Genomic DNA, 11,629 nt, shown 5'->3' with positions numbered 1-11,629 from the left:
TCCGCTCCGGTCACACCGTGGGCGCCGCATGGTGCACGGCCCTCACCAACCGCTCGTTCTCCGGCGCCGCCCCTCCCGGGAACGCGCCATCCGGTGGCGGGTGTAGCCGTAGGCCAGACCGCTGCGGGGGTCGGCGAAGGCCTGGGAGCCACCCGCACCGCTGTGGCCGAAGGCACCGGCTCCGGCTTCGGCTCCGGCTTCGGCTTCGGCTTCGGCTTCGGCTTCGGCTTCGGCTTCGGCTTCGGCTTCGAGGAACGGGTGCCACACGTCGGCCGCGGCCCGGAAGCCCAGGCCGTAGGACTTGTGGGCCCGGGCGACGAGGTCGTAGCCGACGGAGTGGGTCTGACCGACCTCGGCGATCGTGTCGGGCTTCAGCAGGGGCGGACGGTCGGACCGTTCGCTGATCGCCGCCGCGTACATGCCGGCCAGGCCGCGGGCGGACGTCACCCCGCCCGCCGACGCCGGGCCCTTCACGCGCGCACCGCACGGGAGTTGGCGTAGTCCACCAGATCCCCCGGGTCCGGCACCTGCTGGTCGAAGGCGATCGCATGCCGGCCCGAATCTGTCGATGCCGTGGGTATCCGAGTCGGCCTGGAGGCGGGACAGCGGACATTGGCGCGGCTCGAACCTGCGGTACGGCCGCACGCGTTGCCGGAACCAGTCGGCTGAGCAGCGCGCCCGGGTCCAACTGGTCTTGTGGAACCGGGCCCGGCACCGGCACGGATCGCGAGATGGCCATGGGCCGTGGGTGTACTGGCCCGTGAGATCGGTGGCAATCGTCCGCGCATCGCACCCTCGACGGACCCACGTCGGCCACGTCGGCCACTACGGCCACTACGGCTTCAGCCGGACCTTGATGGAGCGCATGCGCCACTCCCGCGATTTCGCGAACCCGCGCACACCGAAGCGTTCGTCGAGCCCACTTCAGGGTGGCTGAGAGCCCTTCCGGACGCCCGCGCCGACAGGTTGATCATCGACAGCAGCGAGGCACGCCCCGCTTGCCCCAACGTGTGACGCACACCACGTTCAGCGCGGGAAATAAACGGACCGCCCGGCCCACTTATCGAGAATAACGAGAAGAGCGAGTCGGCGCGCCTCCGGATGACGTGCCCGTGACTGATCAGGAGGCTGCCGTGATCCAGCCCGTATCGCCGCAGAACGCCGCGTCCTCGTCGCCGAACAGGCCGAAGCAGAAGACCTTGCGTGTCATGCCGCTGTGGGAAGCGGCCAGCAGGCGGCGTCCGAGCAGCTCGGCGCGCGATGCCGGAGAGACCCGGTGAGTTGCGTGGCCGCCTGCGGCCTTCGCACCCGCGGTACCCGGCGGGCGGCGCTTCTCAGCCGGACCCGGCCGACGGAGGCGCCCGTCCGGCAAAACCTACAGCGCGCGATGGCAGGCCTGGCTGTGACCCTGTTCGTGTACGCCGGGCTCCTCGCCGCGTCCGTCCGTGAAGAGGGGGCCTTGGCCGAGGCCGGCTGGACGTCATCCACCGCCGAACGTCTCCGCCCCTATGGGACCTTCGCAGCGGAGAACGGAACGGCGTTCGTCCACGATGTGGCACAGGTACTGACCTGGATCCTTGCCCTCGCCCCGGTGCCCCTGGCGGTGCTGAGCCTGCTCTGGCCGGCCCGGCGGGATCAGCGGGTCTACATGCGCCTTGCCGTCGCGTTGTTGTTGTCCGGCACGGCCGGGCTCGTTGTCTTCGCATGGGTGCGGGGGGCACGCGAGGCGTCCCTGTTCGGTGACTACCTGGCGCTGCCCGGTGTCCGTGCAGGCTGGTACGTGCTCATGGCGCTGGCGGTGGTCGCCACCACCTCGAAGACCTGGCCGCGGGCGGCCGTACTGCTGATCGCGGTGCTCGCGGCGGTGACGGGGGCGTCGAGCGGGGGCGACCTGTGGCTCGCGGCGCTGCCGGCTGTGGTCGTATCCCCTCTGGCATGGTGGGCCGCAGGGCACCTCCCGGAGGGCGAGGAGCCATCACACGGGGGCGCGGACGCTTTGCCTACCGGGGAGTCGCGGGGACGGGTGCTGTCGTTAAGGCCCCGCACCCGCGCGCCTGAGCCGACGGGCACTTCGGGACCCGCCCCACTGCGAGAGGCGGGCTGACGGCCATGGACGTCGGTGCTCTGGTCGAGGCTGCCGGATGGTGGTCCTACGTCCTCGTGTTCGCCCTGACGGCTGGTGAGACCAGCGTCTTCGTCGGTGTGCTGCTGCCCGGCGAGACCGTCATCCTCCTCGCGTCCGCGATCGCGGGCCGAGGCGACCTCAACCCCGTGCTCCTCGCCACCCTCGTCGTGACCGGTGGGATGACCGGCGACAGCCTCGGTTATGCCTTGGGCCATTGGTACGGCCGACGTCCGAACGCCCGGCTGACCCGCTGGGTACGGGGCAACAGCCGGATCGGCCGGGCTCATGACTTCCTGACGCGTCATGGCGGCGCGGCGGTCGTCGGGGGCCGGTTCATCGGGTTCGTGCGGACCTTCCTGCCGTTCGCCGCCGGGGCGTCCGGCATGCCGTACCGCCGTTTCTTCCTCTTCAGCACGCTCGCCTCGCTGATCTGGGGGATCGGAAACGTGCTCCTGGGCTACTTCGCCGGCGCCGCCGCCACCGACTTCCTGCACGCGGCCGGACTGATCGGCGCGGCCGTGCTCGCCGCTGTGGCGGCGGCGCTGTTCGGTCTCGTGTGGTTGCTCAGGCGTCGCCACGGCGGCGCGCGGGCGCCGTCCGCCGTGGTGGTGGCCTCCGGAGCGGTCGTTCGTCGCCCTGAACAGGAGCCGATCCCCCTCATCACCTCTTCGAAGGAGTAGTGACCCATGGGATTCGAGGGCGCGGAACTGGGGGTCGTACCGCTGGACGCGGAACAGGCGAAGGACGCGGCCACCACCGCGGTGCCAAGGCCGCCAATCTGGCCCGTGCCGCCGTGGCGGGGCTGCCGTGCTGCCGGGGTTCGTGCTGGTACCCGCCGACCGGGCACCGGGGGCGCCCACAGGGGAGGACGCGATGCGCTCCGCATGGCGGGCGCCGGTCGGCCCCAAAGAGCGGGCGTTGGTCGTGCGTTCCTCCTCCGCGCACGAGGACACCGAGGACTCCACGATGGCGGGGCGATTCGAGTCGGTGCTGGATGTACGAGGCTGGGGGGAGTTCGCCATCGCGGTGCAGGCCGTCCTCGACTCGGCCGGGAGAGTCAGGCCGTCGCGCCCACCGGTGAAGACCCCCGACAAGGACGGAATGGCGGTGCTGGTGCAGCCGATGCTCCAATCCCGCCGGAGCTGAACATCTGGCAGGAAGGCGCCGGTGAGCAGGGGAGGTCGGTGGGAGGTCTGCGCCGTGGCGAGCGACTTCTCCAGGTTGTCGTCCACGGGGCCCCGGCGAACCGGAGACGATCACCAGGCGGTGGCGGAAGGCGCGCACGGTGTGGAGGCGGACCCAGGGACGGGCGGACGGCCGCATGAGCATGAACCGGGCCGGTCAGCCGTTGTTCGAGGTGGTCGGCATGGCGAGTTCTTGCTGACCGTCGCGGCGGAAGGACAGCCGGCATGACTGGTCGGCGCCCATGGGCTCGAAGTCCGCCGGGTCGGAGCCCTGGAGGGTGAGGGTGTTCGGACGGCGCAACGCGAGCGGGCAGTCCGTGGCTCTGCTTCCGCTGGGCGAGCCCAGCTCCTATGGACTCTCATACATCGACACGCTCACCGGGCAGCGCGACAACCCTGGCTTTCTACTGGCCGCCGACTAAGGCGTACGACGATCAGCGGACGGCACCACCGGACTGCTCGAGCAGGGGTGCGCGGCGCGCGGGGCGTCATGGACCGCCTCGAAAGCAGGGTCGTCCAACAGGTGCGCCCCGGGCACGACCCCGCGTGACCGATACCCTCCGGGTACCGCTGTGATACCGAACGTGTCATTGTTCTCGCTGGTCAGCGGTGTTGGACTCGGAGTCATGAATAGGCTCAGCAACAAGGTCGCGGTCATCACCGGCGGCAGTTCGGGTGTCGGACTCGCCACGGCGCAGCGGTTCGTCGAAGAGGGCGCGGTGGTCTACGTGACCGGCCGCAGGCAGCAGGAGCTGGAAGCCGCCGCGGCGAAGGTGGGCGCGATCGCCGTCCAGGGCGATGTGTCGAATCCCGCGGACCTCGACCGGCTGTACGACACCATGCGGGGCGATGGCCGTCAGAACGACGTGCTGGTCGCCAACGCCGGGACCTCCGCCTTCGCCAAGCTCGAGGACGTCACCGATGACATGTTCGACAATGTCTTCAACACCAATGTCAAGAGCACGCTGAACACGGTCAAGAAGGCCCTGCCGCTGCTCACCGACGGAGCCTCGATCGTGCTGGTCGGTCGCCGCCAGCCTGGTGCTGCCGACGTCGAAGTCGTGTTCACCCGGGACCAGGTCGACTTCGTGCGCAACGGTTTGGCGGACATCGCGCTGACGTGTGGTCACGAGGGCCTTGAGGGACTGGAATTCACCGAGCTCGCCCAAGAGCGGACCGTCGCTTTACTGCCGCTGGATCATTTCCTCGCAGCAAAATCGGCCATTTCGTCTGCCGATCTCGCAGTGGAGAGGCTTTTCCGGCCGGACTGGCCGGAGGGCACGCTCGACGAGATCATCGACCAGGTCGCGATGGGCGAATTGATCGTGATGGTGGGGGCGAGCGCGACCGACCGGATCGGACCGGCCGTCGTAGCGGTTCCGGTGACAGATGTGCCGTCGACGCAGCTGGTGCTGACATGGGGGCCGGGCATCCCGGCTGCGACAAGAGACGCGTTCGTACGTACGGCCAAGAACGTGACGACCAAGCACGTGTGCGCGTCGGAGATCCCAGGCTCCATGCGGTCTGGAGCAGTTCTGGCAGATAAGTCCGTTGCCCACCGCGCCCTCGCCCGGGCAGTGGGATCACCCTGCCCAAGGGAGCGGGCGGCCAGCCGACTCGTGGGCCGGGTATCGGCGCACACAAGCGGACCATGGACTGCTTGGCGGCCTTCATCGCGGCGTAGGCCCCGAGTCCGGGGCTGCCCCGCTCCCCCTCGATGGACCTCACCAGGACGATCGATCCGCCCTGGGGCATCAAGGGCAATGCCTTCTGGACGGTGAAGGCCACGCCGCGCAGGTTGAGGGCGTACGACGCGTCGAGCTCTTCGCCCGTGTAGCTGTCGATGGTGCCGAACGGCGGTTCGCCGGCGTTGGCGACCACCACGTCCACCGGTCCGTCGCGCTCGGCGATCGTGGTGTAGAGCCGGTCGAGATCGTCGTTGACGGTCACGTCGGCACGGACCGCGACCGCGGCAGGTTCCGGCCGGGCGACCGCGACGTCAAGCTCGGGCTGTCGGCGGCCGACGAGGTGGACAGTTGCGCCCTCGGCGACGAAACGCTCGGCGGCGCCGAGCCAAGGGCCGGTTGAGCCCCCGGTGACGACCACCGTGCGCCCCTCGAATCGCTTCAGCGCGACAAGGCCTGCCTCATTCCTGGTCCGGGACCAGTACGATCCGGCCCCGGAGCCCGCCTTCGGCGAGGGCCCGGTGGGCCTCCGCGATCTGCTTCAGGGAATAGGTCTTCGCCACCCGCAGGCTGATCAGACCGGCGCCCGCATATGCCGCCAGCTTGGCCAGACGTTCGGCGTCGGTGTGCCACGCCAGGTTGGTCATCCGCACTTCGCGGCGCGCCTGGGGCGCGGAGTTGAGCAGCGACACGAACGCACCGCCGTGCCGTACGGCGTCCGCCGCCCCGGCGGCCAGGTTGGCCGCGTCGACCGCGCCGTCCACGCCACCGGGCACCAGCCGTCGCACCGTGGGCACAAGGTCGTCGTCGCGCGAGACGAAAAGCTGCGCGCCGGCCTGAAGGACGAGCTTTTCGTCGGCCGGTCCGGCCTGGGCGATCACTTTCAGCCCCCGCAGCCGTGCGAGTTCGACCGTGAGGAGCCCCACCCCGCCGGCAGCTCCCGACACCAGCAGCCACTGCCCCGGCTCAAGAGCCAACGCGTCAAGCGCCTGGTCGGCGGTGGTCGCGTTCAGCCCGAAAGCGGCCAGTTGCACCAGGTCTGTTCCCCTGGGCGCCGGGGCGAGTTCCCAGTCCTCCAATACGACATAGTCGGCCTGAGTCCCCCATGGCCGGTCCAGTCGCTCCTGCGTGCCCACGACGGCGTCGCCCACGGCGAATTTGGTGACACCCTCGCCGAGCGCGGCGACCGTGCCGGCCACATCCGCGCCGAGGCCGAACTGCTCCCGCGGCCCGGTCGCGCCGTACTGAACGGTGAGCCCCGTACGCGTCATGACGTCGGCGAAGTTGACCGAGGCGCCGGCCACCTTGACCAGTACCTCTCCGGGCCCCGGTTCGGGTGTCGCCACTTCGACGATCTCGATCACCTCGGGGCCGCCGAACTCCCTGACTACTGCTGCACGCATCTGTCGTGTCCTTCTCTCCGCGCATCCCGTGTGGAAGTCGCAGGTCCGACGTTCGTCCACCGATGAGCTGCGAGAAAGGTCCGCTCCTACCTGGGTCCAGCAGGGCCAGGCAGGGGTGCAGCCGCCGGCGTACCGTCGATGGGGTGGAGACGACGATCGGAGAGTTCCTGCGAACCCGACGCGAGCGCATCACGCCTGAACAGGCGGGGCTGCCCCCCAGCCTCACGCGGCGGCGGGTGCCGGGGTTGCGGCGCGAGGAGGTCGCCCTGCTCGCCGGTGTCAGCCCGGACTACTACCAACGCCTGGAGCAGGGGCGTACCGCGAAGGTCTCCGACCAGGTGCTCGACGCCGTCGCGCAGGCGCTCTCCCTCTCGGACGTGGAGAGCGAGCACCTGCGCAACCTGGCTCGCCCGCGTCGCGCCGACGCCGAGGCGAGAGCCACGCGACGGCCATCGAGAGCCGTGCCCGACGAGCCGCTGGTCCGGCTGCTGGAAGCCATGGGGGACGCGCCCGCATTGCTGCTCGACGCCCGCCTCGACATCGTGGCGGCCAACGCCGCGGCCGAGGCTGTGTTCGGCGTGAGCGGCATGCCGCAGCCTCGCAACGCTGCACGAGAGCTGTTCCTGCACCCCGATGCCCGAGCCCGGTACTCGAACTGGGAGGCGATCGCCGCGGAGACCGTCGCTCAGCTGCGCCTGCTCACCGGGCGTCGCCCGGACGACGCCAAGCTGGCAGCGCTGGTCGGTGAGCTGGCCATCCGCAGCGAACCGTTTCGGCAGCTGTGGGCGACCGGCGACGTACGGGAGAAGCGGCTGGGTGTCGTCCGTATCGTGCACCCGGTCGTCGGCACGCTCGAGTTCGACTACCACGTGCTGACCGTGCCGGCCCGCCCCGATCGCTCGCTGCTCACCTACCTGCCGCAGCCCGGCTCACCGACGGCTGAGGCCCTCGGGATGCTGTTGAGCTGGGTTGCCGACCGACCCGACGCGGCCGGTCAGGAAGTTCCCGCCGCAGCACGGGAGTCCGACGGAGACGCGAGCTCGGCAACCGCCTGAGCAGCCGCTGCCTGCGGCGGCAGCTACGTCTACGACAGCCAGGGCAGCCTCGTCGGGAACCCGGAAGGCACATGGTGGACCGCCACCATGTGGATCGAGTGCCTATGACACCGGGCAACCGCCTTCGGACAGGCGGATAGAACGCCGAAGCTCCCGCCACCCGTCAGACAGGGCGGCGGGAGCTTCATCTCTGGTGCGCGCATCCGTCACATCGGCGTCTGTTTCACGGGTCCGCTACCGGTCACGGAGAAGGAACCGGCCGCACTGGCAACTCCGCCTGCTCCCAGCAGAGTTGCCACGGACAGTCCACCCGCGACCAGTACCCCCGTGGTCCTGCGCCTCACTGTTCCTGGACGTCGCATGATTCTGACTCCTTGTCAGCTTGATGAAGTCTTGTCGGGGGCCGGGGCGAGAATCGGGCGGGCCGCGCGGTGGGTGATCCTCCAGTGCCCGTTGTCGAGCCGGTAGTGGTCGTCCAGTTCGACGATGTGTCCGGCGTTCGCGGCCGGGTAGAGGGCGGGGCCGTCGTCGACGGGGGTGGGTCCGCCGTAGGCGAGCAGCGAGACGGTGGCCTGGGCGGTCCCGTCCCCGATGCTGTGGAAGTGCTGGTTGGCGACGAGGTGACGGACCGTCACCTCTGGACCGGAACGAGCGTTGAGGACGTCCTGGATCTCGGCATGACCGCGCAGCTTGCGTCCATGCACCTCGTACAGGGCGTCGGGGGCGAACAGTTCGAGCAGTTCGTCGTACTCGCGACGGTCGTAGTGGTGGAAGAAGGACGTGTTCAGTCGGGCCAGTGACCAGGCCGTGGTGTCCTCGGGAGTCATGCCCTCTGTCCCTCCCGGGCGATGGTGTCCGGGCTGGTGCGGGTTTTGAGGACGAAGTCGAACTCCATGCTGCGGTAAGGGACTTCGAAGCCGGCTTCCGCCATGTCCTCGGGGTCCTCGTGCAGGACGGTGTCCCCCTGCAGGGCGGGGTGGGCGATCTTCGCGCCGACGAAGTCGACGGGGATGACCGGGTCGCTCTTGAAGTAGACCTCGCCGAGCCAGGGGGTGATCAGGTCGGAGTGGTGGATCTCGTAGTGGATGTGGGCCGGACGGTAGAGGCTGCGACCGAGGGCCGCGGCGGCCTCGACGACCTTGTCGACCGCCGCTGTGGCGGCATCGGCGTAGGCCACGGGGGTGATGGTGGTGAAGGTGTAGCGGCCGTCGGCGTCGGTGAACAGGTGCCCGCGCAGGTTGTACTTGGGCACTGTGTCGTCCCACAGACCGGAGTAGTTGCCGTTGTTGGCCGCGTGGTAGATGTCCAGCTTGGCACCCGCGAGCGGCTGACCGCGGCCGTCCAGAACGCGGCCGGACACGACCAGCGGGATACCGGGCTCGTCGGGGCGCATCGGCAGGGCGCCGTCGTTGTCGACATGCGGGGAGCCAGGGATGAAGGTGGGGCTGGTGACATCCTCGGAGGGGGTGTAGCCGTCCCGGCCGCCCTGGAAGAGCTCGCCGTACAGGGGCATGGCGACCAAGGACAGCGGAGCGCCGGTGGCCCTGTGCATCTGCTGCAGCGTTTCGGTGACGGTGTTGAGGTCGTCGAAGGTCAGTCCTTCCTCGTCGCGGAGGCGGACCAGAGCGTCCTTGAACGCCTGGACGAGACGTACCGCGCGGGGGTTGATCAGCGCCGGGTCGACGTAGGACGGATCGGTGATCGTGGTCATTGCGGTCTGCTCCTTCATGGTGGGGGGGATCGCTGAGGGAGGGCGTCAGGCGCCGGGGGGTGAGGGGAGTCGGCGGGGCACGGGGGCGGAGGCCGGTGGCGACGGTCGTCACGGCGCGGTCCCTTCGGGCGGCGGGGAGAGTTCCCGGCGGGCGGCGGGCGGCTTCGGTGGCGGGGACTTCGACAGGTTCGTCGGCTGTCGGCTGTCGGCCGTGGGGCACACCGCACGGGCCGCAGACGCCTCGCCTGCTGGTCGGGGGCGCCGAGTCGGCCGTACGGCGGAGGGCGCGAGGCGTTGGCAGGTGGCCGTCGCGGCGGAGACGGCTCCAGGTCAGGGGTTTGCCAGCTCGGCCCGGATCTGAGGGAGCACTTTCGTGCCGAGCAGTTCGATGCCGCGCAGGAAGTCGCGCTGCGGCATACCGCCGACGTCCATCTGAAGGATCTGGCGGGTGTGGCCGAGCAGTCCGTGCAGGTGGAGGATGCGGTCGGCGATCTCGTCGGGGCTGCCGACGAAGACCATGCCGCCGGGTTCGAGGGCCGCGACGCGGTCGGCGCGTGAGGGGGCGGGGCGGCCCAGTTCGGCCATGCCCTCGGCCATCATGCGGTGCTCGTGCTCCAGGTACGTCGACCGCGCGTGGGTGTCGGACTCGGCGACGAAGCCGTGCACGGCGACCGCGATGCCGGCCTGCTCTGCGGGGTGACCGGCCTGGCCCCAGGCCGCGCGGTAGGCGTGCCCGTAGCGCGCCCAGTGTTCGGGGGTGCCCCCGAGGACGCCGAGGAACATCGGCAGCCCCAACTCGACGGCTCGGCCCACCGAGTTGGGGCTGCCGCCGGTGCCCAGCCAGATCCTCAGCGGCTGCTCGGGGCGGGGGAAGACAGTGACGTTCCGCAGCGGCTGCCTGCGGTGGGGGCCGTGCCAGGTGACGTTCTCGCCGGCGTTGACCGCCATCAGCAGGTCGAGTTTGGACGCGTACAGCATGTCGTATTCGTGCTCGTCGTGGTCGAACAGCGGGAACGTGATCGTGGACGATCCGCGACCGGCGACGACTTCGACGCGTCCGGGAGCGAGAGACGCGGCGGTCGCGAGCTGCTGGAACACCCGGATCGGATCGTCGGTCGAAAGGACGGTGACCGCCGTGCCGAGCTTGATCCGGTGGGTGACGGCCGCGGCGGCGTTGACCACGGAGGTGGGTGAGGACAGGGGCATCGCCCTCATGTGGTGCTCGCCCACCCCGAAGAAGTCCAGGCCCACCTCGTCGGCGAGCTTGATGGCCTCCAGTAGGTCGCGGAGCGCCTGGGCGGTGGGGCCGCGGCTGCCGTCGGGCAGGCGCGGGGTGTTGCCGAAGGAGTAGACACCGAGTTCGAAGGTCATCGCGGGCCGGTCCAGGGTCAGTTGCTGATGGCGGGCATGGCCCGCCGGTAGCGGGTGTCGGTGAGCTGGGCGACGAGGAAGGCGGCGATGTCCGCGCGGGTCATGGCGGAGCCGACCTTGTCGTGGCCGAGAAACCCGGAACGGATGCGGCCGGTGGCGGGCTTGTTCGTCGGGTTGGTGATACGGGCGATGGTGTAGTCGAGACGTGAGCGGGTGACCGCTCCGGTCATGCCCTTCAGCTCGGCCAGCGCGTTGGGGAACAGCAGCCCGGCCGCGACGGGCAGCACCTTGTGCTTCCAGTGCGGTTCGTCCTGCGGGTCGGCGAGCGAGGGTGTGGCCAGGCCGACGAAGCGGGTGACCTTCTGCGCCTCCATGACCTGCACGATGGTGCGGGTCCCGTCGGTCACCTGTGTCCCGGTCGTAGAGCGTTTCAGGGACGGGCCGAGCGCGCTGATCACCGCGTCCGCGCCACTGACGGCCTTCTCGACGGCATCGCGGTCGGACAGTTGCCCGGTGACAAGGGTGAGGTGGGAGGGGGTGAGGGCGAGCTTGGCCGGGGTGCGGACCAGGGCGGTGACCTCGTGGTCGTCGTCCAGGAGTTGCTGGACGACGAGCCGGCCGATGGCGCCGGTCGCGCCGAAGACAGTGACGCGCATCAGGGTGGTTCCTCGCGGTGGCGGTCGGACGGGGGGCAGAAGCTGTACCGGGGGTCAGAAGCTGTACGGGCCGAAGCGTCCCCAGGCCACCAGGGCGGCCAGGATCAGCAGGACGGCGTTGAAGGCGATCGCGCCGGACTCCTTGCGGCGGGCGTGCGTGATCGCGGCCAGCACCATCACCACGACCAGGCCGGTCGCGGCCAGCGGGGTCAGCACGGGGGCGATGTCAGTCGCGGCGGGCAGGATCAGGCCGAGGGCGGCGGCGAACTCCACGATGCCGATGAAGCGGACGGTGGACTGGGAGAAGTCGGCCGTCCATGGCAGCTGGCCGGCCAGCTTCTCCTTGGGCTGGGTGGACTTCATGACGCCACCCATGGCGAACATGGCGGCCAGCACGGCCTGCACTGTCCACAAGAAGACGTTCATGTACGGATTCCTT

The 11,629-nt window shown here is 69.9% G+C and carries 12 protein-coding genes and 2 pseudogenes; 5 read left to right on the top strand and 9 right to left on the bottom strand.

The window, feature by feature from the left end; genetic code table 11:
* Nucleotides 1-10 precede the first annotated feature (10 nt).
* A pseudogene (locus STRTUCAR8_RS52255) lies at nt 11-569 on the bottom strand (hypothetical protein); the annotation flags it as partial.
* Nucleotides 570-1,387: 818 nt separating this feature from the next.
* On the opposite strand from STRTUCAR8_RS52255, the gene STRTUCAR8_RS02125 reads away from it, so the two are divergent.
* From STRTUCAR8_RS02125 to STRTUCAR8_RS53805, 3 genes are all read left to right on the top strand, one after another.
* Complete coding sequence (locus tag STRTUCAR8_RS02125; RefSeq protein ID WP_044471484.1) at nt 1,388-2,104, top strand: hypothetical protein; 717 nt, start codon at nt 1,388-1,390, stop codon at nt 2,102-2,104.
* A 5-nt stretch (nt 2,105-2,109) separates the two neighbouring features.
* Complete coding sequence (locus STRTUCAR8_RS02120; protein WP_006373727.1) at nt 2,110-2,805, top strand: DedA family protein; 696 nt, start codon at nt 2,110-2,112, stop codon at nt 2,803-2,805.
* A 193-nt stretch (nt 2,806-2,998) separates the two neighbouring features.
* Nucleotides 2,999-3,271, top strand: a complete 273-nt coding sequence (locus STRTUCAR8_RS53805; RefSeq protein WP_006373726.1) for a PEP/pyruvate-binding domain-containing protein — start codon at nt 2,999-3,001, stop codon at nt 3,269-3,271.
* Between the two features lie 195 nt (nt 3,272-3,466).
* On the opposite strand, the gene STRTUCAR8_RS52245 is transcribed toward STRTUCAR8_RS53805, so the two are convergent.
* Nucleotides 3,467-3,610, bottom strand: coding sequence for a hypothetical protein (locus STRTUCAR8_RS52245; RefSeq protein WP_006373740.1), 144 nt, complete (start codon nt 3,608-3,610; stop codon nt 3,467-3,469).
* Nucleotides 3,611-3,935: 325 nt separating this feature from the next.
* Here STRTUCAR8_RS52245 and STRTUCAR8_RS55545 point away from each other — a divergent pair.
* Nucleotides 3,936-4,601, top strand: a pseudogene (locus STRTUCAR8_RS55545) (SDR family NAD(P)-dependent oxidoreductase); the annotation flags it as partial.
* 1 nt (nt 4,602) lies between these two features.
* Here STRTUCAR8_RS55545 and STRTUCAR8_RS55540 read toward each other — a convergent pair.
* The gene (locus STRTUCAR8_RS55540) at nt 4,603-5,415 is read right to left on the bottom strand and encodes an SDR family NAD(P)-dependent oxidoreductase (protein ID WP_407705447.1); all 813 of its coding nucleotides are present in this window, start codon (nt 5,413-5,415) and stop codon (nt 4,603-4,605) included.
* A 40-nt stretch (nt 5,416-5,455) separates the two neighbouring features.
* Complete coding sequence (locus STRTUCAR8_RS02105; RefSeq protein ID WP_006373730.1) at nt 5,456-6,397, bottom strand: NADP-dependent oxidoreductase; 942 nt, start codon at nt 6,395-6,397, stop codon at nt 5,456-5,458.
* A gap of 143 nt (nt 6,398-6,540) precedes the next feature.
* Between STRTUCAR8_RS02105 and STRTUCAR8_RS02100 the strand changes: the two genes are divergently transcribed.
* The gene (locus STRTUCAR8_RS02100) at nt 6,541-7,452 is read left to right on the top strand and encodes a helix-turn-helix transcriptional regulator (protein WP_006373734.1); all 912 of its coding nucleotides are present in this window, start codon (nt 6,541-6,543) and stop codon (nt 7,450-7,452) included.
* A gap of 377 nt (nt 7,453-7,829) precedes the next feature.
* Here STRTUCAR8_RS02100 and STRTUCAR8_RS02095 read toward each other — a convergent pair whose 3' ends face one another.
* The 5 genes from STRTUCAR8_RS02095 to STRTUCAR8_RS02075 all read right to left on the bottom strand — a co-directional run bounded on the left by STRTUCAR8_RS02095 (nt 7,830) and on the right by STRTUCAR8_RS02075 (nt 11,616).
* Complete coding sequence (locus STRTUCAR8_RS02095; RefSeq protein ID WP_006373729.1) at nt 7,830-8,279, bottom strand: nuclear transport factor 2 family protein; 450 nt, start codon at nt 8,277-8,279, stop codon at nt 7,830-7,832.
* Nucleotides 8,276-9,163, bottom strand: a complete 888-nt coding sequence (locus tag STRTUCAR8_RS48120; protein WP_006373739.1) for a dioxygenase family protein — start codon at nt 9,161-9,163, stop codon at nt 8,276-8,278. The genes STRTUCAR8_RS02095 and STRTUCAR8_RS48120 overlap by 4 nt, the downstream gene beginning before the upstream one ends.
* A gap of 330 nt (nt 9,164-9,493) precedes the next feature.
* Nucleotides 9,494-10,534 (bottom strand): LLM class flavin-dependent oxidoreductase, encoded by a 1,041-nt coding sequence (locus STRTUCAR8_RS02085; RefSeq protein WP_006373736.1) that lies wholly within the window; start codon nt 10,532-10,534, stop codon nt 9,494-9,496.
* Between the two features lie 17 nt (nt 10,535-10,551).
* Nucleotides 10,552-11,190 (bottom strand): NAD(P)-dependent oxidoreductase, encoded by a 639-nt coding sequence (locus tag STRTUCAR8_RS02080; RefSeq protein ID WP_006373728.1) that lies wholly within the window; start codon nt 11,188-11,190, stop codon nt 10,552-10,554.
* 54 nt (nt 11,191-11,244) lie between these two features.
* Nucleotides 11,245-11,616, bottom strand: a complete 372-nt coding sequence (locus tag STRTUCAR8_RS02075) for a DoxX family protein (protein ID WP_044471485.1) — start codon at nt 11,614-11,616, stop codon at nt 11,245-11,247.
* Between the last annotated feature and the right edge of the window lie 13 nt (nt 11,617-11,629).

Origin of the sequence: Streptomyces turgidiscabies Car8, assembly GCF_000331005.1 — a bacterium.
GTDB classification, from domain to species: Bacteria; Actinomycetota; Actinomycetes; order Streptomycetales; family Streptomycetaceae; genus Streptomyces; species Streptomyces turgidiscabies.
The sequence above is the reverse complement of the archived record's forward strand: the minus strand, read 5'-3'. Positions and strand labels throughout refer to the sequence as shown.